This window comes from Rhodococcus sp. ZPP (genome assembly GCF_017656075.1).
Taxonomy (GTDB): domain Bacteria; phylum Actinomycetota; class Actinomycetes; order Mycobacteriales; family Mycobacteriaceae; genus Rhodococcus_F; species Rhodococcus_F oxybenzonivorans.
In genome coordinates, this window is record NZ_CP058638.1 from 857,933 (window position 1) to 881,385 (window position 23,453).

Consider the following 23,453-nt stretch of genomic DNA (forward strand, 5'->3'; position numbering starts at 1 on the left):
GCGCTCCGCCGGGGCCGCAATTTCCGACTCGGAATCAGCAGTTCGACGGCGCCGGAATCCCCGCGAACCGGTCACCGAGGTAGCTGAACGCCGGCCCCACACCGAGCACGGTGGCGGCGCCGTGGTCGGCGCCCGGGATCACGTCGAACTGAACCCTCGCGCCCTGCGCGCAGTACTTGTCGACGGTCTCGCGTACCGGCCCGATGTTTACCAGGGGATCCGCACTGCCGTGCCAGACGTACATCGGCGTTCTCGGCACGCCCGGGTACAGCTGCACACTGTTCTCGTCCATGACCGACCGTCCCGAGGGATCGGTGAGGATGCTCGGACCGTCGGTGAGTTCGGCCAGCGACATGCCGGCACCGGCAGCGAGGATCGAATCGGGCACAGGTTGCTCATCCGGTCGCGGAGCTCGAGACCCTCGTCGTTGAGGCCGTTTCCCAGGGGCGAGCGCGTCGGGTACTCGCGTTCGAGTCCGATGGCGGCCGCGAAACCCAGACCGAAGGCGTCCGAGGGGGCGCCGCCCAACCGGTCGGCCAATTCGCCGATGTTCACCGGGGTACCGCCCTGGGCTGCGCCCACGATGTCGAGCTCGGGCGAGTAGGTCGGCGCGAGTGCCGTCGCCCAATTAGTTGCCATGGCGCCACCGGAGTATCCCGCCAACCCCACCGGGCCGACGCCCAGACCGGTCTGCGGCAGTCGCTGCGCTGCCCGGATGCCGTCGAGGACCGCAACCGCCAGGGCGGCGGACATCGAACCGATGATCTTGCGCAGTACAGACTTCATCCGGGCTCCCTGTGCAGGTCGTGTGAGCGCTCTCGCACCGTATTCGTTGCACCGGAGCGGACGGATTGGTCCGTTTCTCGTCAGCCCCAGCTCGCTTGCGCCCCCAGGCTGGCCTTGTCTACGCGTTCGAGCCTGCTCTCGGTGTACGAGGCGATCTGGTCGACGATCACCCGGACCCGCGCGGAATCGTCGCCGGCCTTGTCCCAGGCCGGCAACAGCAGGGAGTCGAGTCCCGCCGGAGCGGTGGCCAGGAGCCATTCGGCCACTCGGTGAATGCGGTCGCGCTGCCGCTCCTGCCGCGCCTTGTGACCGGAGTCGGACATCACGTAATACAGCGCAACGGTTTTCAGAAGGGCCACTTCGGAGGCCACCACCGGGGGGATCACCAGGTCCGCGTCGTACCGGGCCAGCGGCTCGTCCCCGTTGACCTTCCGTGTGCCGCTGATTGCGGCGGTGGCGAAACGGCCGACCAACTCGCTGGTCAGATTCTTCAAGGCGACGGCGCTGGTCAGCGTTCCGTCGTAGCTGCCCACCTCCACCACTACAGGCAGGAGGCTGAGCCGATGCGCCGCCTCGACGAGATCGTCGACAACCAGCCCGGGGAACTCGGAGACACCCAGTTCCGCCAGCGCCCGCTGTTCCACTGGGTCGGCGAGCGAACGCAGATCGATGCGCCCGGCGATCACCCCGTCCTCGACGTCGTGAACCGAATACGCCACGTCGTCGGCCCAGTCCATCACCTGCGCCTCGAGGCACCGACGATTCTCCGGTGCGCCCTCGCGCACCCAGATCAGCACTTCGGCGTCGTCGTCGTAGGCCCCGAATTTGGCACCCGGCCGGGGCCTCGTCCACGGATACTTGATGGCCGCATCCAGCGCCGCGCGCGTGAGGTTGAGTCCGGCGCTGGCGCCCGAGGGATCGAGGACCTTGGGTTCGAGGTTGGTCAGGATTCGCAGATTCTGGGCGTTACCTTCGAAGCCGCCGCAGCTCGCCGCGACCTCGTCGAGTGCCTTCTCACCATTGTGTCCGTAGGGCGGGTGGCCGATGTCGTGCGCGAGCCCCGCGAGATCCACCAGATCGGGGTCACATCCGAGTCCGTCCGCAATTCCCCGCCCGATCTGTGCGACCTCGATCGAATGAGTCAACCGGGTACGGGGTGTGTCACCGTCCCTCGGTCCCACCACCTGTGTCTTGTCCGCGAGCCGGCGTAACGCAGCGGAGTGCTGCACGCGGGCGCGGTCCCGGGAGAAATCGGAGCGGTGCTGGGCCGCGGCGATCTGGCTCCCCGGCAGACCGGCCCGTTTGGGCGGCTCGGAGACGCGCCGTGCGACGTCGTGAGTCGAGTATCCGGCCATCATTGTCCTGCCGTGTAGGGGAAGTCCGCGGAGAAGTGGGTGAGCTGGTACCAGATCAGGGCCCCGGTTTCCCGCGCTATCCCGTGTAGCTGGGATTCGCGCGTGAAGACGGCCGGGCCCTGCCGGGTGGGCGCAGTCCAGGCATCGAGTCCGGCGTCGCGCGCCATCGTGCGGGTGCGCAGTGAATGCCAGGGGTCGCTGACCAGGACCGCCGAGTTGATGCCCTGCTCCCCCATGGTCTCGCTGACGGCCTCGATGCTCAGCAGGGTGTCGGACCCCTCCTCGACTGCGGTGATGCTATCGGCGGGGACCCCGCGCGACATCAGGTAGTTCTTACCCGACGCCGCCTCCGTGTACTCGTCGCCCTCCTGCTTCCCGCCCACGGTGATGACCTCGGGAGCCACGCCTTGTTCGTACAGCTTGTAGGCCTGTTCGAGTCGGGCCTCGAACACCGACGACGGGGTCCCCGAGTACTGCGCGGCTCCCAGGACGACGATGGCGTCGGCGCTGGAGACGTCGTCGATCCGCGCCACCTGCCACACCCGGACTGCCGTGCCGAACACGAGGGCGACGGCGATCAGGACCACTCCGACGATCACCCGGCGGGTCCACCGCGCGAACGTGCCGACGAAACCCAGACGCGCCTCGGCGCGCGGCAGGTCGTGGCGTTCACGGCTCGGTGCAGTATTCACTCCCCGATTCTGCCAGCTGCCGTCGAACTGTCCCGCTGACGACTCGCCACACCGGATAGATTTGCTGCCATGCCAGTCGCATCGCCACTCGAGCAGTTGCCGTCGTCCCGCCGACGAATCCTCGCTCCACCTGCTCGACGGTTCTCGGTCCTGGGTGCGGTCGCAGCCGTCCTCGGTGTGGTGACGATCCTGTGGGGACCGGCGGTCGCGTCGGCCGATGCACCCTTCCGGTTGCCCACTCAGGTGACGGACAACGTGGGCGCGCTGGACGAGGATCAGCGAACCGAGGTCGAGGCCGCGATCGATCAGCTCTACGACGAGCACAAGGTGCGGTTGTGGGTGGTCTATGTCGCCGACTTCGACGGTCTCGGCGCAGGACCGTGGGCCGATCGCACCGCGCAGGCCTCCTCGCTCGGCGACCGGGACGCGCTGTTGGCTGTCGCCACCGTCGACCGCGAATACGCTCTCATCGCCTCGGACGGCCTCGAGGAAATATCTTCCGATGAAGCGGAGAGCATCCGGGTCGACGCCGTCGAACCCGCTCTGCGCGAGGATGACTGGGCGGGTGGCGCCATTGCCGCGGCGGGCGGTCTCGGCGATGCGATGAGCGCGAGCGGCGGAATGTCGGTGCGCACGCTGCTCATCGGCGGCGGCGTGGTGGCGGCAGGCGTCGGCGGAATTGTCCTGTACTCCCGCAAGAAGAAGAACGACCGAGCCGCTGACGCTGTCGCGGCCGCGAGGAACATCGACCCCGAGGACACCGACGCACTTGCCGCCCTGCCGCTGCCCACGCTGGACGAGCGGGCCAGGGAAATTCTGGTCGACACGGACAACGCGCTGCGCACCAGCCGCGAAGAACTCGACCTCGCCCGGGGCGAGTTCGGGGAGCAGTCGACCGCGTCGTTCACCACGGCGTTCGAGAAGGCGCAGGCGGCGCTGGCCGCCGCGTTCACCGTCCGTCAACGACTCGACGACGCGATTCCCGAGACTCCCCAGCAGCAGCGAGAGATGCTGATCGACATCATCTCCTCCTGCGGCCGGGCAGACCGGGAACTCGACGAACGGGTTCAGGAGTTCGACGGTCTGCGAAATCTCCTGATCAACGCACCCGAGCGACTCGACGCGCTGACCCGCGACATCGTCGCGGCAAGCGTCCGCATTCCGGAGTCCACCCGCACACTCGAGGCACTGCACACCCAGTTCCCGGCCGAGACGCTGGCGTCCGTCGCGGCCAATGTGACGATGGCGCAGGAACGGCTGGCGTTTGCGGAGCAGGCAGTGAGCGAGGCGCGGGACACCATCGCCCTGCCGCCGGGAAAGCAGGGGCCGGCCGTGTCTGCGATCCGCAGTGCCGAGGGCGCACTCGAGCAGGCCCGGACGTTGCTCGACGCCGTCGATCACGCAGCCGACAACATTCGCCACGCGATCGCCGCCCTGCCCGCGGCGATCACCGACCTCGAGAACGGGGTGGCCGCTGCCGCCCAGTTCACCGAGCAGGGTGGACCCCCGCTCGAATCGGCGCGGGACGCCGCCCAGGCAGCGCTCGCATCGGCACGCACCTCGAAAGATGCCGACCCGCTCGGCACCTTCACCGCGATCGTCAAGGCAGACGCCGAACTCGACGCCGTCCTGGCAGCAGCCCAGGAATCCCGCCGACAGAGCGAACGCGCGCAGCAGCGTCTCGACCAGAACCTGGTGGCAGCGCAGTCACAGGTGACCGCGGCCTCGGATTTCATCGGCACCCGGCGCGGTGCGATCGGTGCGGAGGCCAGGACCCGGCTCACCGAGGCCCAGCGTCATCTCGCCGCCGCGCGTCAGCTCCGCGAGACCGATGTCTCCGGCGCCCTGCAGCATGCGCAGGCCGCGTCGACTCTCGCCGTCGACGCCCTGAATTCTGCCCGAAACGACGTGCAGGACTGGGAACTTCGGCAAGGCGCCGGGCCGGGGGCCGGCGGGAACCTCGCCGGGGCGGTCCTCGGCGGAATCCTGATCGACAGCGTCATGCGGGGCGGATTCAGCGGCCGCGGCAGCTGGGGAGGCCGAGGCTCCCGTGGCGGTTTCGGTGGTGGCGGTTTCGGGGGTGGGCCGGGCTCCTTCGGTGGTCCGCGCAGCTCGGGCCGAATCAGCGGAGGCGGCCGCTTCTGACCTTCCGCGGCCTACTCGACGTCGCTGCACGAGCGGGCACCAGCCGACCCGAACAGGGCCACCGCCAGTCCCAGAAAACCTGCGCTCCCGATCAGCAGCGCACCGCATACCAGCACATCACTCATCAATGCCCCCGTTTCGTCTGAGGCAATTACAACAGATCCCCGGTTGCGGTCGGGAATCGACCGCAACCGGGGAACTGCTCACCCTGCTCGTCTTCCGGATCAGCAGCCCAGAAGGCGCTGGGCCAGGTAGCCCTCCACCTGATCGAGCGCGACACGCTCCTGAGCCATCGAGTCACGCTCACGGACGGTGACCGCATGATCCTCGAGGGTGTCGAAGTCGACGGTGATGCAGAACGGCGTACCGATCTCGTCCTGACGACGGTAACGGCGTCCGATGGCGCCGGCATCGTCGAACTCGACGTTCCAGTTCTGACGAAGCGTCGCGGCCAGATCCTTCGCCTTGGGCGTCAGATCGGCATTGCGGGACAACGGCAGCACCGCGGCCTTCACCGGCGCGAGGCGACGGTCCAGCCGCAGCACCGTGCGCTTGTCGACGCCGCCCTTCGCGTTGGGTGCCTCGTCCTCGGTGTAGGAGTCGACGAGGAAGGCCATCAGCGACCGGGTGAGGCCGGCGGCGGGCTCGATGACGTACGGCGTGTACCGGTCACCACTGGCCTGGTCGTAATAGCTGAGGTCGGTGCCCGAGTGCGTCGAGTGCGTCGACAGATCGAAGTCGGTGCGGTTGGCCACACCCTCGAGCTCGCCCCACTCGCTGCCCTGGAAGTGGAACCGGTACTCGATGTCCACGGTCCGCTTGGAGTAGTGCGACAGCTTGTCCGCGGCGTGCTCGTACAGGCGCAGGTTGTCCTTGTTGATACCCAGGCCCGTGTACCAGTCCATGCGGTAGTCGATCCAGTACTGGTGCCACTCCTCGTCCTCACCGGGCTTGACGAAGAACTCCATCTCCATCTGCTCGAACTCGCGAGTGCGGAAGATGAAGTTGCCGGGGGTGATCTCGTTGCGGAAGCTCTTACCGATCTGGCCGATGCCGAAGGGCGGCTTCTTACGCGACGTGGTGAGCACGTTCGCGAAGTTGACGAAAATGCCCTGCGCCGTCTCGGGCCGCAGGTAGTGCATTCCCTCTTCGCTCTCGACCGGGCCGAGATACGTCTTGAGCATCATGTTGAAGTCGCGGGGCTCGGTCCAACGCCCCACCGTGCCGCAGTCGGGGCAGGCAATGACGTCCATGGTGACGTCGTCGGGGTTATCGAGACCCTTCTTTTCCGCGTACGCCTCCTGCAGGTGATCCTGACGGTGGCGTTTGTGGCAGTTGAGACACTCGACCAACGGGTCGTTGAACACGCCGACGTGGCCGGACGCCACCCATACCTCCCGCGGAAGAATTACCGACGAGTCGAGACCGACGACGTCTTCGCGGCTGGTGACCATGTTGCGCCACCACTGCTTCTTGATGTTGTCCTTGAGTTCGACACCCAAGGGGCCGTAATCCCAGGCCGACTTCGTGCCCCCGTAGATCTCACCGCACGGATAGACGAGGCCACGACGCTTGGCCAGGTTGACGACGGTTTCGACTTTGGATTTCGGTGCCACTCGAGTGCTCTCCATCTGGGTAATAGATGCATGGTTTACGTGCAGTTTTCGGCTCCTAGCCTATCTGCCCGTTTCCGTCCGGTTCACCCGCCTGGTTGACATGCGAATTCATGCATATCAAAATGGAATCGATTTGCAATAAGATGGGCGACGAGCTGACCGAACGTGCTCCCCGACCATTCTGTCGCTTCGTGTCCGGCATACCGAAGGAGATCCGCTGTGAGCGTGACCGATACCGGCGATCTTCATCCGTTCGACACCGCACCGCCCGCGCCTGTGCCGTCGAAGGAGACGTTGGTTGCGGCAGGTGACATTCTGCGCGCGCTCGCTGCACCGGTCCGCATCGCCATCGTGCTGCAACTGCGCGAATCGGAGCGCTGCGTGCACGAACTCGTCGGGGCGCTGGGAGTCACCCAGCCGCTGATCAGCCAGCACCTTCGCGTCTTGAAGGCTGCCGGAGTGGTGCGCGGCGAACGCACCGGGCGCGAGGTTCTCTACCGGCTCGTCGACGACCACCTCGCACACATCGTCGTGGACGCCGTCGCGCACGCCGAGGAAGGATGAGAATGTCGACCCAGAACGCCGAGCATCGCAAACCTGTGGTCGTCGGAGTGCGCGCCACCAAGCAGCGCAGTGCGATCTCCGCCCTCCTCGACGACATCGAGGAATTCCGCTCGGCACAAGAACTCCACGACGAACTCCGTAAACGTGGAGAAGGCATCGGTCTCACCACCGTCTACCGCACGCTGCAGACGCTGGCCGATGCCGGGACGGTCGACGTCCTGCGAACGGACACGGGTGAATCGGTGTACCGCAGGTGCTCGTCGGGGCACCACCATCATCTCGTGTGCCGCAGTTGCGGCTACACCGTCGAGGTCGAAGGACCCACCGTGGAACAGTGGTCGCAGTCGATCGCCGACGATCACGGATTCTCCGACGTCAGCCACACCATCGAGATCTTCGGCGTCTGCAAGGACTGCAACGCGCCGCGGTGAGCGTCAGGGAATCAGTCCCTGACGAGCCGTGTCCGCCCCGGACAGGGCCAGCAGCAACATCGTGGTCAGGGCCTCGTCCTCGAGGCCGGCGGCGGGGAACGTGTAGCGCAGGATGACGTCGGCGAGTCTGCCGTGTCCGAACACGGCGATCGAGCCGAACTGGAGGGCGCTGTTTCGTTCGGCCACCTTCTTGTGCAGTGACGCACTGACGGGGCGATCCCAGGCGAGGACACAGGTCATCGACAACACGTCCAGTCCCTCGGTCAGGGTCATCGCACTGATCGAGCACAGCGCTCCGGCGTACTCGAAACTGAGCGAGCCGTCGTCCGCCCTGTCGACCGTGGCGAAATGAGCGAGTGCATTCTCGGCGCGCGCCAGAAGTGCCGGCGCTCCGTCGGCCGTCACTTGACGCCACCGAATCTGCGGTCCCGAGAGGCGTATTCGACGCAGGCCGCCCACAAATCGCGCCGGTCGAAGTCGGGAAACAGCTTCTCCTGATAGACCATTTCCGCGTACGCGGACTGCCAGATCAAGAAATTGGACGTTCGTTGCTCACCGGACGGCCGCAGGAACAGATCGACATCCGGCATGTCCGGCTCGTCGAGGTACCGGGCCACCGTCGCCTCGGTGATCTTCTCCGGATCGAGTTGTCCCGCCGCAACCCTGCGTGCGATTTCCTTCGTCGCATCGGCGATCTCGGCGCGACCACCGTAGTTGACGCACATCGTCAGGTTCATCACCGTGTTGTGCTTCGTCAACTCCTCGGCGATCTCGAGTTCCTTGATCACGCTGCGCCACAACCGTGGTCGGCGTCCCGCCCAGCGCACGCGCACACCCATCTCGTGCATTTCGTCGCGGCGCCTGCGGATCACGTCCCGGTTGAAGCCCATCAAGAAGCGGACTTCTTCGGGACTGCGTTTCCAGTTCTCCGTCGAGAAGGCATACGCCGACAGCCATTCGACACCCATCTCGATACAACCGCAGACCGCGTCCATCAGCACGGCTTCACCGCGTTCATGGCCCGCAGTCCGGGGCAGTCCCCGTTCCTGCGCCCAACGGCCGTTCCCGTCCATGACCAGCGCGATGTGCCGAGGTATCAGTTCGGTCTGCAGGCCCGGCGGCCGAGCCCCCGACGGATGCGGGTCGGGCGGCCGAATGTGGCGTTCGGCCGCACCGTCAAGCGGAGTTCGAGGTTCGCGTCGTCGAATCACGGTCCCCATCCTGCCTGACCGAATTCTCCGGCCCGACGGCCGGATGCGGACGGGACCGTTCGATCAGGGGAAGGGTGCGCAGCTGTCGTTCGAGATGCCACTGCAGGTGCGCGGCGACCAGTCCGCTGGCCTGACTGCGCAGCGGCGCCGCCACATTTTCGGTTTCTGCCCAGTTCCCACGGAACAGCGCGTCCATCAGTGCGAGCACCCCGGGAGACGGGGTGGCCGCACCGGGTGGGCGGCAGTGGGTACACACCGCGCCGCCAGCGGACACGTGGAATGCCCGGTGGGGTCCGGGTGCGCTGCACCGCGCACACTCGTCGAGTGCAGGTGCCCATCCTGCGTAGCCCATTGCCCTCAGCAGGAAGGCATCGAGAATCAGCTCACACGGCCGATGGTGTTCGGCGACGGCGCGCAGCGCACCCACCGTCAGGCGGTGCAGTTGCAGCGCGGGAGCGCGCTCTTCACCGGCCAGTCGTTCGGCGGTTTCGAGGATTGCACACGCCGTGGTGTACCGGGAGTAGTCGTCGACGATGTCGGTGGCGAACGCATCGACAGTTTGCACCTGGGTGACGATGTCGAGGTTTCGGCCCGGATACAACTGCACGTCGATGTGCGCGAACGGCTCGAGCCTGGCCCCGAACTTGGACTTGGTGCGGCGCACCCCCTTGGCCACCGCGCGCACCAGACCGTGCTGGCGGGTGAGGAGTGTGACGATACGGTCGGCCTCGCCCAGCTTGTGCTGGCGCAGGACCACCGCATTGTCTCGATACAGCCTCACCGGTCCAGTGTCCCATGTCGGTAGGCGCTCCGCGCCCGTGAGTGGTTGACGAGCCTCAGGACTCGTTAACCACTCACGGGCGGCGCAGCCGCCTAGAAGCCCAGGCGGCCCAATTGCTTCGGGTCGCGCTGCCAGTCCTTGGCGACTTTGACGTGCAGCTCGAGGAAGATCCGGGTGCCCAGCAACTTCTCGATCTGCAGGCGGGCCTTGGTCCCGACCTCCCGGAGCCGGGCGCCACCCTTCCCGATGACGATGCCCTTCTGGCTCGGGCGTTCGACGTACAGCAGGGCGTGCACGTCGAGCATTTCGCCCTGCTTTTCGGTGCGCCCCTCGCGGGGGATCACTTCCTCGATGACCACCGCAAGAGAGTGCGGCAGTTCGTCGCCGAGGCCCTCGAGCGCCGCCTCACGGATGAGTTCGGCCATCAACGTTTCTTCGGGTTCGTCGGTGAGCTCGCCGTCCGGGTAGAACGCGGGCCCTTCCTCCATCTTGGAGGCGAGCACGTCCACCAGGACCTCCACCTGCTCACCCGACGCAGCCGAGACCGGCACGACGTCGGATTCCGGTCCGAGCATCTGGGACACGGCCAGCAGCTGCTGCCCGACCTTGTCCTTGGTGACCTTGTCGATCTTCGTCACAATGCCGATGAGCGTCGTCTTCGGCGCGATCTGGCGAACCTGCTGCACGATCCACCGGTCGCCGGGACCGATCTTCTCGTCCGCGGGAATGCACAGGCAGATCACGTCGACCTCGGAGTAGGTGTCGCGCACGAGGTCGTTGAGGCGCTGACCGAGGAGCGTCCGGGGCCGGTGCAGCCCCGGGGTGTCGACGAGGATCAACTGCGCGTGCTCGCGGTGCACGATGCCGCGAATCGTATGCCGGGTCGTCTGCGGACGCGAAGACGTGATCGCGATCTTGCTGCCCACCAACGCGTTGGTGAGTGTGGACTTGCCCGTGTTGGGCCGCCCGACGAAACAGACGAATCCGGAACGGAATTCGGGTTTACTCATGCTTCTCCTCGATCACGGATCCATCGGTTCGCGCGAAGACGATCGCCGCCTGCGCACTGACTTCGTGTAGTGCGGCGATGCCGGGGTCGTCCGGGGCTGCGCCGATCAGGACAGCCGCTTCGAATCCTTCGGCGCCGCTCGACACCGCCGCGGCGACGGCCGCCTGCAGAGCTGTCAGCGACAACGCGGCCAAGGTGACGGCGCCTGCGGCGTAGGTGCGGCCGTCGAGGTCGCGGACGGCAGCGCCCTGCCCGCTTCCGCTGCGTCCCAGGGCTCCCCGCGCAAGCACGATCAGCTTGGCGTCCTCGGTATCGAGTTCAGGCATCGTCGCTCTCCCGTTCGCGTTCGTCGTCGTGATCGTCTTCCGAGATGGGGGCGCGTTGCACGAAGACCGTACTGATCCGCACCCGGCCCCGCACGTCGGGGGAGCCCTCGCCGCGCAGGATCAGCCCCTCCGACACGACCTCGGAGCCGGGAAGGGGCACCCTGCCGAGTTCGTATCCGATCAACCCGCCGACGGTCTCCACCTCATCGTTTTCGAGTTCGAGTCCGAACAGTTCGCCGAGATCCTCGATGGGCAGCCGCGCCGACACCCGGTACATACCGTCACCGAGGTCCTCGATCGGCGGTGTCTCGTCCTGGTCGTACTCGTCGGCGATCTCCCCGACGATTTCCTCGATGACGTCTTCGATGGTGACGAGCCCGGCGACTCCGCCGTATTCGTCCACCAGCACCGCCATGTGGTTGCGGTCGCGCTGCATTTCGGCGAGGAGGCTGTCCAGTGGTTTGGAATCCGGCACGAACACGGCCGGGCGCATCACGTCGCGGACGCGGACGCTGCGCCCACCGTCACGCGAGTGGTACGTCTGCTGGACCAGGTCTTTGAGGTAGACCACCCCGAGGACGTCATCGACGTTGTCGCCGATCACCGGGATCCGCGAGTGACCGCTGCGGACGGCGAGGGACGTCGCCTGTCCGGCGCTCTTGTCGCTCTCGATCCACACCATTTCGGTGCGCGGGACCATCACCTCACGGGCCGAGGTGTCGCCGAGTTCGAACACCGACTGAATCATGCGCCGCTCCTCGTCGGCCACCACGCCACGCTCCTGCGCCATGTCGACGAGTTCTCGAAGCTCGATCTCGGAAGCGAAGGGGCCGTTGCGGAAACCACGGCCCGGCGTGATCGCGTTACCGATGAGGATCAACAGGCGGCTGATCGGGCCGAGGAGGGTACCGATGACCTGCAAGGGGAACGACGCGATGAGCGCTATCGAGTAGGCGTGCTGACGGCCGAGTGTGCGCGGGCCGACGCCGATCACCACATAGTCGACGAGCACCATGACGATGGCGGTGACCGTGAGGGCCCACACCGGTTCGAGGAGGTCGATCAACCCGCCGACGAGCACCACAGTGGCGGTGATTTCACACAGGATGCGAAGCAGCACCATGAGATTCACGTAGCGTGGGCGATCCGACAGGATGCGGAGGACCCGGTGGGCGCCGGCCCGATCCTCCTTGGCCATCTCCTCGACGCGCGCCGACGAGATGGTGTTGAGTGCGGAGTCGACGGCGGCGAACACACCGCCGAGGGGGACGAGAACGATCGCGAGGACGATCAGCGCGATGGCGCTAGTCACAAAGAACCCTTCACGTCGCGGTTACTGATCCGGCGAGTCGAAGAACCCGGCCTTGCCGAGCAACTTCTGATCGCGGGCAGCGAGTGCCGCGTCCCGTTCGGCGCGGCGAAGGTCCTCGTACCACTCTTCGAGGAGCTGGTTCTGCAGGCCGAACATTTCTTTCTCTTCCTCGGGCTCCGCGTGGTCGTAGCCCAGAAGGTGCAGCACTCCGTGGACGGTGAGCAGCGCGAGTTCGTGGGCCAGCGGGTGACCGGCCTTGTCGGCCTGATCCGCTGCGAAGGACGGGCACAGCACGATGTCGCCGAGCATCGACGGTCCGGGGTCCGGCGCATCCGGCCGACCACCCGGCTCGAGCTCGTCCATCGGGAAGGACATCACGTCGGTGGGGCCCGGCAGGTCCATCCACCGCATGTGCAGGTCCGCCATGGTGGCCGAGTCCACGAGGACCATCGACAACTCGGCCGCGGGATGGACATCCATCCGTGCGATCACGAAGCGGGCAACGCTGATCAGCTCCTCTTCGGAGACGTCCATGCCCGATTCGTTCGAGACTTCGATGCTCATGTGTGTCGCTTCCTCCTGGTTCCGGCGACACTCACCCTACCGTCGCGGAGAACGCGAGTGCGCCGCTCTCCGCTGTGCGCGGTTTCCGAGCTCCACCTTGCCGTCGCGGTCCGCCTCGAAACGCTCGTAGGCGTCGACGATGTCGGATACCAGCCGGTGCCGGACCACGTCGCTGCTGTTCAGCTCGGCGAAGTGGATGTCGTCGATGTCGCCGAGGATCTCGCTGGCGGCTCGCAGGCCCGATCGCGCACCTCCCGGCAGGTCCACCTGGGTGACGTCACCGGTGACGACCACTTTGGAACCGAAGCCCAGCCGGGTGAGGAACATCTTCATCTGCTCGGCGGTGGTGTTCTGTGCCTCGTCGAGAATGATGAACGCGTCGTTCAGCGTGCGACCTCGCATGTACGCCAGCGGCGCGACCTCGATGATGCCCGACTGCATCAGTTTCGGGATTGCCTCGGGGTCCATCATGTCGTGCAGCGCGTCGTGCAGTGGCCGCAGGTATGGGTCGATTTTCTCGTGCAGCGTGCCGGGCAGGAATCCGAGCCGCTCGCCCGCCTCGACCGCGGGGCGGGTGAGGATGATCCGCGACACCTGCTTGGTCTGCAGCGACTGCACGGCCTTCGCCATCGCCAGGTACGTCTTGCCCGTGCCGGCGGGGCCGACACCGAAGACGATCGTGTTGGCGTCGATCGCGTCCACGTACCGCTTCTGATTGAGTGTCTTGGGTCTGATGGTCTTGCCGCGCCGCGACAGGATGTCGAGAGTGAGAACCTCGGCGGGGGACTCGCTCAACCCCTGGGTCAGCATCCCGACGGTGCGCCGCACCGCATCGGGTGCGAGCGGCTGTCCCCGGCCCACGATGGCGGCGAGCTCGGTGATCACGCGCTCGGCCAGGGCAACGTCCCCGGGTTTTCCGGTGAGTGTGACCGCATTGCCGCGTACGTGGATGTCTGCATCCAGGACCCGCTCGAGAGCTCGCAGATTCTCGTCGGCAGAACCGAGGAGGGGCGGGACCGTTTCGGGTGGGAGATCGATACTCGAACGCACGGTGCGTTCCGCCGGGCGCGTGGCGCCGAACGTCTCGCCATTCTGGTCTTGTTCGCTCACGTGAGGTATATGGCCTACTTCCGGTTCCCGGCGATTCACGGCGGTCGCCGTGCTCTCCGCAGTCTATCGCTCGCAGGTCAGCGCGCCCACCCGATTACGTGACAACACAGGCATGATCGGCGACGGCGGCGGGGAAACGTCACCCGTCGACCGGACCGGTCAACAGCGCATGCCGCGAGATCTTCCAACAGTCGGTCTCGGGATTCAGGAAGGCGTAGTGGTCTTCACCCTCGACGACATGCAGCGCGATCGGGTCCCCGGCCGCCCGCGCGGCCTCGCTGTACCGCACACTCACCTTCGCAGGCACTTGCACGTCCTCCGTGCCGTGCACGCAGACGACCGGTACGCCGATCGGAATCCGGTGGTAAGGAGACGCCGAGCGGTAGCGCTCGGGATCGTCGCCGAAGGGAACGCCGAGAAGGTCCTCGATGTACCCGATACGCCGCCCACGCTCCGCCGCCGACGCGAGGTCGAGCGCCCCGGCCTGTGCCACCACCATGTCGGGCCGCACCGCGGTGTGCGATTGGCCTGCGAGCCACACGGCCAGCTGTCCCCCGGCCGAGTGCCCGACCACCCGAACGCGAGACAAGTCGAAGGCCACCGGTGACTGCTCGGCGACCGGACCGGCGATTGCCTCCAGCGCGGCGACGACGTCGACGGACATCTCGTCCCACGTCCCACCCGCACCCAATCTGCGGTACTCGATGTTCCAGACCGCGACTCCGTGCCGCGCCAGATCGACCGAGAAGCTCGTTCCCAGGTTGAGGTGGTACTTGCCGCTCCAGAACCCGCCGTGCACGACCATCACCACGGGGACGGGACCCTCGACCGGCTCCTCGGGGGCGTAGAAGTGCCCGAACTGCTGCGGTTCGGTGCCGTAGGCGATACGAATGCGGTCCACGGCCAGTCAGATTAATCGGCGACGAAGACGCAGCGTCAGGCGATGGGGGCGGCGCCCCAGCGGTCCGTGAGCACGCCGAGGGCCCCGAGGGCGACCGCGGCTGCCGTGGAGGTCCGCAAGACGTGCGGTCCCAGCAGTACGGGAACAGCGCCGGCCTCCGTCAACGAGGCGACCTCGTCGTCGGCGAGGCCGCCCTCGGGTCCAACGACGAGCACAATCTCTGCGGCCGAACGCAGTGGCAGTTCGGCGAGACCCTGTGTGGCCGCTTCGTGCAGCACCGCGACGACTCCGCCGCGGCCCACCACCTCACGCACGACGGCGAGCATTCCGGCGGTGCGGTGCAGCTCCGACACCTCGGGCACGATCGCCCGCCGCGACTGCTTGGCGGCGGCCAGTGCGGCGCTACGCCAGCGGGCGACGCCCTTCGCCACCTTGGGACCCTCCCACTTGGCCACGCACCGCGACGACTGCCAAGGAATGATCGCATCGACACCGGCCTCGGTGGCGAGTTCGACGGCCAGCTCCGAGCGGTCCGCCTTCGGCAGTGCCTGGATCACCGTGACCGTGGGGGACGCCGCAGATACCTGACGACGCTCGTGGACGGTGAGTTCGAGCCGGTCCTTTCCGGCTGCGGTGACTTCGGTGTCCGCGAGGCCGCCGCGTCCATCGGCGAGGACGATCCGCTCACCGACACCGATTCGGCGCACGGTGGCCGCGTGCCTGCCCTCGGGGCCGTCGAGCACCGCGGTCTGCCCGACCTCGGGCAGGGGGTCGAGGAAGAAGACGGTGGCCGCCACCGTCAGCGGCCGCTGAACGCTTCGCGCAGACGGGAGAACAGCCCGCCGCTGTGTTGCGACTGGGTGGAGACGACCTCGGCGACGTCCCGGTCACGCAGATCGCGCAGCTCGCGGAGAAGCTTGGCTTCCTTGTGGTCGAGGCGCGAGGGCACGACGACCTCGAGGTGCGCGTGCACGTCGCCGCGTACACCGGAGCGCAGCTTCGGCATGCCGTGTCCGCGCAGGACCGTCACCGACCCGGGCTGGGTGCCGGGTTCGATGACGATGTCCTTGGGGCCGTCGATGATGGTGTCGATGGTGACCGTGGTTCCGAGCGCGGCGTCGACCATCGGCACCCGGACGGTGCAGTGCAGATCTTCGCCGTCGCGGACGAATACCTCGTGTGCCTGCTCGACGACCTCGACGTACAGGTCACCGGCCGGACCACCGCCGGGGCCGACCTCGCCCTGCGCGGCGAGCCGGATCCGCATACCTCCGGCGACGCCGGCAGGGACCTTGACGGTGATGTCGCGGCGGGCGCGCACGCGGCCGTCGCCGCCGCACTTGTGGCAGGGATCCGGAATGGTTTCGCCCGCGCCGCGGCACGTCGGACACGGACGGGAGGTCATCACCTGACCGAGGAACGAACGCTGGACCGACTGCACTTCACCGGCACCGCCACACGTCTCACAGCGCACGGGCTTGGAGTTTCCGTTGGTGCCGGAGCCGGTGCAGCTGTCGCACAGGATCGCCGTCTCGACCGCGACCTGCTTGCTCACGCCGGTCGCGCATTCGGCCAGCGTCAGACGGGTGCGCAGGAGGGAGTCCGCTCCGGGCTGCACCCGGCCGCGGGGACCGCGTCCCGCGCCACCTCCGCCACCGAAGAACGCTTCGAACACGTCGCCGAGGCCGCCACCGAAACCGCCTCCGAAGCCGGCACCCGCACCACCACCGCCGGAGGACAGCGGGTCGCCACCGAGATCGACGATGCGCCGCTTCTCCGGGTCGGACAGCACCTCGTAGGCCGTCGAGATCTCCCGGAACCGAGCCTGCGCCGACTCGTCGGGGTTCACGTCGGGATGCAGTTCCCTCGCAAGCTTGCGGTAGGCGCGCTTGAGCTCCTGGTCGGTCGCCTTCTGGTCGACGCCGAGCGTTGCGTAGTAATCCCGTGCCACGTTGAGTCTCTCGTCCTTCTCTACTTCGTCATCTCGCTATTGATCCGTCTTCGCGTCCCCGGCTCCCGTCGAGCTCATGGGTCCGGCGGTTACCGCTCGGCGAGTACCTGGCCGATGTATCTGGCAACGGCTGCCACCGACGCGATTGTTCCCGGATAGTCCATTCGGGTAGGTCCGAGCACTCCCATGCCGCCGAGCACGGTGCCGGCGGCGCCGTAGCCGGTGGAAATGACCGAGGTGCCGCGCATCTGCTCCACCTGTGTTTCTTCGCCGATCCGCACGGTGACGGTGCCGGCATCCTGGGTGGCGGCCAGCAGTTTCAGGACCACCACCTGCTCCTCGAGCGCCTCGAGGACGGCCCGCAACGAACCGGGCAGCCCGCTGATACCGGTGAAATCGGCGGCATTGCGGGTGAGGTTCGCCGTGCCGCCGAGCACCAGTCGCTCCTCGGGATGTTCGACGAGCGTTTCCACGAGCACGGTGGCCGAACGGACCACGGCGTCGCGGAGGTCTTCGGGCGCCTCTTCGGCGAGTTCCGACACGGCGATCGACGCCGCCGCCAGCCGCTTGCCTTCGAGAGCGCCGCCGAGGAGCCTGCGCAGTCGTGCCAGGTCTTCGTCGTCGAGGACGTCACCGAGTTCGACGATGCGTTGATCGACGCGGCCGGAGTCGGTGATCAGCACCAGCAGCAGCCGAGCGGGTGTCAGGGCGACCACCTCGAGATGGCGAACGCTCGACGCCGAAAGTGTGGGATATTGCACAACCGCGACCTGCCGCGTCAGTTGCGCGAGGAGCCGCACGCCCCGCCGGAGCACGTCGTCCAGGTCGACACCCGACTCGAGGAACTCCAGGATGGCGCGCCGTTCCGCGGTCGACAGCGGCTTCACTTCGGCGATGCGGTCCACGAACTGCCGGTAACCCTTGTCCGTGGGCACGCGGCCGGAACTCGTGTGCGGCTGGGCGATGTATCCCTCGTTCTCGAGGAAGGCCATGTCATTGCGCACGGTGGCGCTGGAAACCCCCAGGTTGTGCCGCTCGACCAGCGCTTTGGACCCCACGGGCTCTTGTGTGGAGACGTAGTCGGCGACGATCGCGCGTAGAACCTCGAAACGTCTGTCGTCAGTACTCGACACCGCCATCCACCTCCAGTTCTCGATCATCACGAATACGGCCCTCACCGAACCGGGTTCGGTGAGGCCCTCACGTCCCCTGAGCTCCGTGCGTAGGCACGTGCATCGCGGCTCGATCCAGTCTAATCGTCCGGACGCCCGCACCCGTCGAGGCCTTACTGTGGTGACCGGAAGTCGCGCATCGGTGACCAGCTGGATATTCGGGCGTCGATGAGCGCACGGCACGACTACGGGCGGATGACGAGGCGATGATTTTCAAAGGTGTCATGGACGGCAAGCCCTACCCGGACCACGGATTGTCGCTGCGCGACTGGTCCAAGATCCCGCCGCGGCAGGTTCGACTCGACGAAATCGTCACCACGACCAAGGTTCTGGAACTCGACCGGCTGCTGTCCGAGGATTCGACGTTCTACGGCGACCTCTTTCCGCACGCCGTGCAGTGGCATGGGGTGCTGTACCTCGAGGACGGACTACACCGGGCGGTGCGCTCGGCCCTGCGAAACCGGGTGGTGCTGCACGCGCGGGTGTTCGACTACGACGAGATGCCCGGCATCGTGACCGCCTGATCGCGGTCCGGCTACCGGAGAACGGTCCTGACAACGGCATCGGCGAGGAGCCGACCCCGATCGGTCAGCACCAGGTGATCGCCGTCTCGCAGCAGAAGCCCGTCCTTCACTACTGCGTCGGCGGAGCGGCGTTCCCCGGCGTCGAGCTCGGCGACCGGCAGGCCCGTCCGCAACCGTGCGGTCAGCATCACCCGTTCGAGGTGGCGGTCGTCGTCGGTGAGGTGTTCACTTCCGCCGACCGGTAGCGATCCGGCCGCGAGCTGCTCGGCATAGCGGGCCGGGTGTTTGACATTCCACCAGCGCACGCCCCCGACGTGACTGTGAGCGCCCGGGCCGGCTCCCCACCAGTCACCACCGTCCCAGTACCCCAGGTTGTGCCGGCATTCCGCTCCGCTCACAGCCCAGTTCGACACCTCGTACCAGGTCAGGCCGGCGTCGGCGAGGCGGGCGTCGATACGTTCGTAGCGCGATGCCAGCACGTCGTCGTCCGGTGCGGGCAGTTCACCGCGGCGGACCTTCCTGGCCAGCGCGGTACCGTCCTCGACGATCAGCGCGTAGGCCGAGACGTGGTCGACCCCCGCCGAGAGCACCGCATCCAGCGAGAGGTCGAGGTCCTCGTCGCGTTCACCCGGTGTGCCGTAGATGAGGTCGAGGTTGACGTGCTCGAACCCGGCGGCCCGCGCTTCGAGGGCGGCGGCGACCGCCCGACCGGGAGTGTGCGTCCGATCGAGCACTTTCAGGACGTGCTGGGCTGCGGACTGCATGCCCAGCGAGACGCGGGTGTACCCGCCTGCGCGGAGCCGGTCGAAGAACGCCGGCGATGTCGACTCGGGGTTCGATTCCGTGGTGACCTCGGCGCCATCGGCCAGCCCGAAGCTCGCGCGGACGGCGCCCAGCACGTCGGCCAAACCGTCACCGCCCAGCAGTGAAGGGGTACCGCCGCCGACGAACACCGTGTCGACGGCCGGCGCCCCGGTCAGCTCCGCTGCCGCGTCGAGTTCGCGGCGCAATCCCTCCATCCACGACTGCGGGGACGCGGAGCTGCCGAGTTCACCGGCCGTGTAGGTGTTGAAATCGCAGTAACCGCAGCGTGTGGCGCAGAACGGAACGTGGATGTAGATGCCGAACGGACGACTCCCCACGCCGGCAAGGGACCGTTCCGGCAGCACGAAGGGGCCCGCCTCTCGCAGACTGCCGGGGGTCGTACTAGTTCCGCTCACTCCTCCAGTGTCCACGGTTGCGTCGCGGCGATTCCACGGGACGTGTCCACCGCCCGACCGACCGGAAGAAATGCGCGCAAGCGTGATATTTCCCGCAAAAATGGTGGAAATCGGTCCCCGGCTCGGAGTCAGCGATCTGACGTGGCACAATGGACCGCATGACCGGACCCGGAGTGCGACTGGTGGCACGTCGCCACGTCGATCTCAAGCGTGTCTGCAGCTGTTGTTGTCTGCCCTGCTGCGCGCAGTAAACCAGCCTGTCAGCCCGTTCATCATTCTTCTCGACTTCCGGCCGGATTCGTACGCCCCGAGCGAGGAACAACGTTCCTCCTCGGCCTCAGCCGGTGCACCGTGAGACACAGGAGTGCTCCATGACGTCGACCACCGACGCCTCCCCGCTGCCACCGACGCAGCTCCCGCGCCCACTCGCACCCGCACGGCGAAGCCGACCCGCCGACGGGCCGAGGGACAGTGGGCCCTCGGCTACCGCGAGCCGCTCAACGCCAACGAACAGGCGAAGAAGGACGACAACCCGCTCAACGTCCGGGCACGCATCGAGAACATCTACTCGAAGCAAGGTTTCGACAGCATCGACAAGAGCGACCTACGTGGCCGCATGCGCTGGTGGGGTCTTTACACCCAGCGCGAGCAGGGTTACGACGGCACCTTCACCGGTGACGAGAACATCGACCTGCTCGAGGCCCGGTACTTCATGATGCGGGTGCGGTGCGACGCCGGCGCACTCAACGTCGAACAGCTCCGCACCATCGCCGGTATCTCCACGGAGTTCGCCCGCGACACCGCCGACCTCTCGGACCGCGAGAACGTCCAGTACCACTGGATCGAGGTCGAGAACGTGCCGGAAATCTGGAAGCGCCTCGAAGGTGTCGGCCTCAAGACCACTGAAGCGTGCGGCGACTGCCCGCGCGTGGTGCTGGGTTCGCCTCTCGCCGGTGAGTCGCTGACCGAGGTCCTCGATCCCACGCCCGCAATCGGCGAGATCGTCCGCCGCTACATCGGCAAGCCCGAGTACTCCAACCTGCCGCGCAAGTTCAAGACCGCCATCTCGGGTCAGCAGGACGTGGTCCACGAGATCAACGATGTCGCGTTCATCGGTGTCAACCATCCGGAGCACGGTCCCGGCCTCGACCTCTGGGTCGGCGGCGGACTGTCCACCAACCCCATGCTCGCGCAGCGCGTGGGCGTGTGGGTGCCGCTCGACGAGGTCGCCGACGTCTGGGAAGCCGTTGTCTCGATCTTCCGTGACTACGGCTACCGCCGGCTGCGCGCCAAGGCCCGCCTCAAGTTCCTCGTGAAGGACTGGGGTATCGAGAAGTTCCGTGAGGTGCTCGAGACCGAGTACCTGAAGCGCAAGCTGATCGACGGCCCGGCGCCGGAGAAGCCGCTGCGTCCCATCGATCACGTCGGCGTGCAGAAGACCCGCAACGGCCTCAATGCCGTCGGGGTCGCGCCCATCGCCGGCCGTGTGTCGGGCACCATTCTCGCGAAGGTCGCCGACGCTGCCGAACGCGCCGGCAGCGACAAGATCCGCTTCACGCCCTACCAGAAGCTGATCATCCTCGACGTCGCCGACGACAAGCTCGACCAGCTGATCGCCGACCTGGACGAGGTGGGTCTGCCCGCTCGTCCGTCGCACTGGCGCAAGAACCTGATGGCCTGCTCGGGCATCGAGTTCTGCAAGCTGTCGTTCGCGGAGACGCGCAAGCGCTCGCAGGTACTGGTTCCCGAACTCGAGCAGCGGCTGGCCGACATCAACGCGCAGCTCGATGTGCCGATCACGATCAACATCAACGGCTGCCCCAACTCGTGCGCCCGTTCCCAGGTCGCCGACATCGGATTCAAGGGAATGCTCGTCGACGACGGCGAAGGCAATCAGGTGGAGGGCTTCCAGGTCCACCTCGGTGGCAGCCTCGGTTTCGATGCAGCTTTCGGCCGGAAGCTCCGGCAACACAAGGTCACCAGCACCGAACTCGGTGACTACATCGATCGCGTCGTCCGCCAGTTCGTGAAGCATCGCAACGAAGGTGAGCGCTTCGCGGAATGGGTCGTTCGAGCTGACGAAGGAGACTTGCGGTGAATCTCGCCACAGCCACACACGACGATCTCCGGCTCCTTGCCGAGCGCGGAGCAGCGAACCTCGAAGGTGCCACCGCGCACGAACTGTTGCAGTGGACGGAAGAGACGTTCGGGGACGGTGCGAGCGACGCGACGGGGTATCGGAACAGCTACATCGTCGCGTCGAACATGCAGGACGGTGTTCTGGTTCATCTCGCCGCCCAGGTTCATCCCGGCGTGGACGTGTTGTTCCTCGACACCGGCTATCACTTCGCGGAGACCATCGGCACCCGCGACGCCGTGGAGCAGGTGTACGGGGTCAACATCATCAACGCGCGCGCCGAGGCCAGCGTGGCCGAGCAGGACGCGGCGGAGGGCAAGGATCTGTTCGCCCGTGAGCCCAACCGGTGCTGCGCACTGCGCAAGGTCGCGCCGCTGAAGAAGACTCTCGCCGGTTACAAGGCCTGGGTCACCGGTATCCGGCGGGTCGAGGCCCCCACGCGGGCCAACGCGCCGCTGATCTCGTTCGACGAGGCGTTCGGTCTGGTGAAGATCAACCCGATCGCCGCGTGGTCCGACGAAGACATGCAGGCCTACATCGACGAGCACTCGATTCTCGTGAATCCGCTTGTCGACGAAGGTTATCCGTCCATCGGGTGCGCTCCGTGCACCAGCAAGCCAGCCCCCGGCAGCGATCCGCGCAGCGGCCGCTGGGCCGGTCAGGCCAAGACAGAATGCGGGTTGCACGCCTCATGAGCATCGATTTCTCCACCTCCGTTGCCGACACGGGCGTTCGCCCGCAGTTGAACGGCACTCAGTTCGACACACTCGACGCACTCGAGTCGGAAGCGATCCACATCTTCCGTGAGGTCGCCGGCGAGTTCGAACGCCCGGTCATCCTCTTCTCGGGTGGCAAGGACTCGACGGTGCTGCTGCATCTGGCCATCAAGGCGTTCTGGCCTGCACCGCTGCCCTTCGCCCTGCTGCACGTCGACACCGGCCACAACCTGCAGGAGGTGCTGGACTTCCGCGACCATGTGGTTTCGAAGTACAACCTGCGCCTGCACGTCGCGAAGGTCGAGGACTACCTGGCCGACGGTCGCCTCACCGAACGTCCCGACGGGATCCGCAACCCCCTTCAGACTGTGCCGTTGCTCGACGCGATTGCCGAGAACCGTTTCGACGCCGTCTTCGGTGGCGCTCGCCGCGACGAAGAACGCGCCCGGGCCAAGGAGCGCATCTTCTCCCTGCGCAACGCGTTCGGCCAGTGGGACCCGAAGAAGCAGCGCCCCGAACTGTGGAACCTGTACAACGGCAAACACTCCCCCGGTGAGCAGGTCCGCGTCTTCCCGCTCAGCAACTTCACGGAACTCGACATCTGGCGTTACATCGCCCGCGACAACGTCGAACTCGCCAGCATCTACTACGCCCACCAGCGTGCGGTGTACCAGCGCGACGGCATGTGGATGACCCCGGGCGTGTGGGGCGGTCCGACCGAAGGCGAGGAACTGCAGACCTTGTCGGTGCGATACCGCACTGTCGGTGATGGATCGACCACCGGCGCAGTCCTTTCCGACGCCGCCGACAACGAGGCGATCCTCGCCGAGGTCGCGGCATCCCGATTGACCGAGCGCGGCGCGACACGCGGCGACGACCGAGTTTCCGAAGCGGCCATGGAAGACCGCAAGCGAGAGGGCTACTTCTGAT

At 66.8% G+C, this 23,453-nt stretch carries 25 protein-coding genes; 7 read left to right on the top strand and 18 right to left on the bottom strand.

Translation table 11 applies throughout. The annotated features are described in order from the left end of the window. Positions 1-34 precede the first annotated feature (34 nt). The 4 genes from HYG77_RS40595 to HYG77_RS03965 all read right to left on the bottom strand — a co-directional run bounded on the left by HYG77_RS40595 (position 35) and on the right by HYG77_RS03965 (position 2,833). Entirely contained in the window at positions 35-292 is a 258-nt protein-coding gene (locus tag HYG77_RS40595) for a lipase family protein (RefSeq protein WP_280123290.1), read from the bottom strand. Beyond that, positions 208-786 (bottom strand): lipase family protein, encoded by a 579-nt coding sequence (locus HYG77_RS03955; protein WP_280123291.1) that lies wholly within the window; start codon positions 784-786, stop codon positions 208-210. The genes HYG77_RS40595 and HYG77_RS03955 overlap by 85 nt, the downstream gene beginning before the upstream one ends. A gap of 80 nt (positions 787-866) precedes the next feature. Beyond that, complete coding sequence (locus tag HYG77_RS03960) at positions 867-2,141, bottom strand: deoxyguanosinetriphosphate triphosphohydrolase (protein WP_208963276.1); 1,275 nt, start codon at positions 2,139-2,141, stop codon at positions 867-869. After that, positions 2,141-2,833: a YdcF family protein gene (locus HYG77_RS03965; RefSeq protein ID WP_109329032.1), complete on the bottom strand. Its 693-nt coding sequence runs from the start codon at positions 2,831-2,833 to the stop codon at positions 2,141-2,143. The genes HYG77_RS03960 and HYG77_RS03965 overlap by 1 nt, the downstream gene beginning before the upstream one ends. Before the next feature lie 69 nt (positions 2,834-2,902). On the opposite strand from HYG77_RS03965, the gene HYG77_RS03970 reads away from it, so the two are divergent. Next, complete coding sequence (locus HYG77_RS03970) at positions 2,903-4,978, top strand: TPM domain-containing protein (RefSeq protein WP_208961895.1); 2,076 nt, start codon at positions 2,903-2,905, stop codon at positions 4,976-4,978. A gap of 224 nt (positions 4,979-5,202) precedes the next feature. On the opposite strand, the gene HYG77_RS03975 is transcribed toward HYG77_RS03970, so the two are convergent. Continuing rightward, positions 5,203-6,594, bottom strand: a complete 1,392-nt coding sequence (locus HYG77_RS03975; RefSeq protein ID WP_109329028.1) for a glycine--tRNA ligase — start codon at positions 6,592-6,594, stop codon at positions 5,203-5,205. Positions 6,595-6,813: 219 nt separating this feature from the next. Between HYG77_RS03975 and HYG77_RS03980 the strand changes: the two genes are divergently transcribed. Further along, the gene (locus tag HYG77_RS03980; protein WP_109329026.1) at positions 6,814-7,158 is read left to right on the top strand and encodes a metalloregulator ArsR/SmtB family transcription factor; all 345 of its coding nucleotides are present in this window, start codon (positions 6,814-6,816) and stop codon (positions 7,156-7,158) included. 2 nt (positions 7,159-7,160) lie between these two features. After that, entirely contained in the window at positions 7,161-7,589 is a 429-nt protein-coding gene (locus tag HYG77_RS03985) for a Fur family transcriptional regulator (protein WP_109329024.1), read from the top strand. Positions 7,590-7,592: 3 nt separating this feature from the next. Here HYG77_RS03985 and HYG77_RS03990 read toward each other — a convergent pair whose 3' ends face one another. The 12 genes from HYG77_RS03990 to hrcA form a co-directional block, all read right to left on the bottom strand. Beyond that, a complete protein-coding gene (locus HYG77_RS03990) occupies positions 7,593-7,994 on the bottom strand; it encodes a hypothetical protein (protein WP_109329022.1) in 402 nt (133 codons plus the stop codon). Further along, positions 7,991-8,800 carry an isoprenyl transferase gene (locus tag HYG77_RS03995; RefSeq protein ID WP_109329020.1) on the bottom strand — a complete coding sequence of 270 codons (810 nt, stop codon included), beginning with the start codon at positions 8,798-8,800 and terminating at the stop codon, positions 7,991-7,993. Before HYG77_RS03995 ends, HYG77_RS03990 begins: the two co-directional genes overlap by 4 nt. After that, complete coding sequence (recO, locus tag HYG77_RS04000) at positions 8,766-9,581, bottom strand: DNA repair protein RecO (RefSeq protein ID WP_109329018.1); 816 nt, start codon at positions 9,579-9,581, stop codon at positions 8,766-8,768. Before recO ends, HYG77_RS03995 begins: the two co-directional genes overlap by 35 nt. Positions 9,582-9,673: 92 nt before the next feature. Further along, positions 9,674-10,591 (bottom strand): GTPase Era, encoded by a 918-nt coding sequence (gene era / locus HYG77_RS04005; RefSeq protein ID WP_109329016.1) that lies wholly within the window; start codon positions 10,589-10,591, stop codon positions 9,674-9,676. After that, positions 10,584-10,916, bottom strand: a complete 333-nt coding sequence (locus tag HYG77_RS04010) for a cytidine deaminase (protein WP_109329015.1) — start codon at positions 10,914-10,916, stop codon at positions 10,584-10,586. Before HYG77_RS04010 ends, era begins: the two co-directional genes overlap by 8 nt. After that, entirely contained in the window at positions 10,909-12,228 is a 1,320-nt protein-coding gene (locus tag HYG77_RS04015; protein WP_208961896.1) for a hemolysin family protein, read from the bottom strand. The genes HYG77_RS04010 and HYG77_RS04015 overlap by 8 nt, the downstream gene beginning before the upstream one ends. A 21-nt stretch (positions 12,229-12,249) precedes the next feature. Continuing rightward, complete coding sequence (gene ybeY, locus HYG77_RS04020; RefSeq protein WP_109329011.1) at positions 12,250-12,792, bottom strand: rRNA maturation RNase YbeY; 543 nt, start codon at positions 12,790-12,792, stop codon at positions 12,250-12,252. Between the two features lie 36 nt (positions 12,793-12,828). Continuing rightward, entirely contained in the window at positions 12,829-13,902 is a 1,074-nt protein-coding gene (locus tag HYG77_RS04025; protein WP_159921481.1) for a PhoH family protein, read from the bottom strand. A 139-nt stretch (positions 13,903-14,041) separates the two neighbouring features. Next, positions 14,042-14,803: an alpha/beta hydrolase gene (locus tag HYG77_RS04030; RefSeq protein WP_109329007.1), complete on the bottom strand. Its 762-nt coding sequence runs from the start codon at positions 14,801-14,803 to the stop codon at positions 14,042-14,044. A 35-nt stretch (positions 14,804-14,838) separates the two neighbouring features. Further along, the gene (locus tag HYG77_RS04035; RefSeq protein ID WP_109329005.1) at positions 14,839-15,600 is read right to left on the bottom strand and encodes a 16S rRNA (uracil(1498)-N(3))-methyltransferase; all 762 of its coding nucleotides are present in this window, start codon (positions 15,598-15,600) and stop codon (positions 14,839-14,841) included. Between the two features lie 2 nt (positions 15,601-15,602). Continuing rightward, on the bottom strand, positions 15,603-16,754 hold the full coding sequence (dnaJ, locus tag HYG77_RS04040) for a molecular chaperone DnaJ (protein ID WP_109329003.1): 1,152 nt from the start codon (positions 16,752-16,754) through the stop codon (positions 15,603-15,605). An 89-nt stretch (positions 16,755-16,843) separates the two neighbouring features. Then, positions 16,844-17,887, bottom strand: coding sequence for a heat-inducible transcriptional repressor HrcA (gene hrcA, locus HYG77_RS04045; protein WP_109335011.1), 1,044 nt, complete (start codon positions 17,885-17,887; stop codon positions 16,844-16,846). Between the two features lie 245 nt (positions 17,888-18,132). On the opposite strand from hrcA, the gene HYG77_RS04050 reads away from it, so the two are divergent. Then, positions 18,133-18,450: a type II toxin-antitoxin system VapB family antitoxin gene (locus HYG77_RS04050; protein WP_005261240.1), complete on the top strand. Its 318-nt coding sequence runs from the start codon at positions 18,133-18,135 to the stop codon at positions 18,448-18,450. A gap of 11 nt (positions 18,451-18,461) precedes the next feature. Here HYG77_RS04050 and hemW read toward each other — a convergent pair whose 3' ends face one another. Beyond that, positions 18,462-19,640 carry a radical SAM family heme chaperone HemW gene (hemW, locus tag HYG77_RS04055; RefSeq protein ID WP_244461341.1) on the bottom strand — a complete coding sequence of 393 codons (1,179 nt, stop codon included), beginning with the start codon at positions 19,638-19,640 and terminating at the stop codon, positions 18,462-18,464. Positions 19,641-20,034: 394 nt separating this feature from the next. Between hemW and HYG77_RS04060 the strand changes: the two genes are divergently transcribed. Genes HYG77_RS04060 through cysD form a run of 3 tightly spaced genes read left to right on the top strand, consistent with a single transcriptional unit; the run spans position 20,035 to position 23,452 of the window. Beyond that, complete coding sequence (locus tag HYG77_RS04060; protein ID WP_208961898.1) at positions 20,035-21,768, top strand: nitrite/sulfite reductase; 1,734 nt, start codon at positions 20,035-20,037, stop codon at positions 21,766-21,768. Next, positions 21,765-22,502: a phosphoadenylyl-sulfate reductase gene (locus HYG77_RS04065; RefSeq protein ID WP_159921471.1), complete on the top strand. Its 738-nt coding sequence runs from the start codon at positions 21,765-21,767 to the stop codon at positions 22,500-22,502. The genes HYG77_RS04060 and HYG77_RS04065 overlap by 4 nt, the downstream gene beginning before the upstream one ends. Next, positions 22,499-23,452: a sulfate adenylyltransferase subunit CysD gene (cysD, locus tag HYG77_RS04070; protein ID WP_109328997.1), complete on the top strand. Its 954-nt coding sequence runs from the start codon at positions 22,499-22,501 to the stop codon at positions 23,450-23,452. The genes HYG77_RS04065 and cysD overlap by 4 nt, the downstream gene beginning before the upstream one ends. Position 23,453 lies beyond the last annotated feature (1 nt).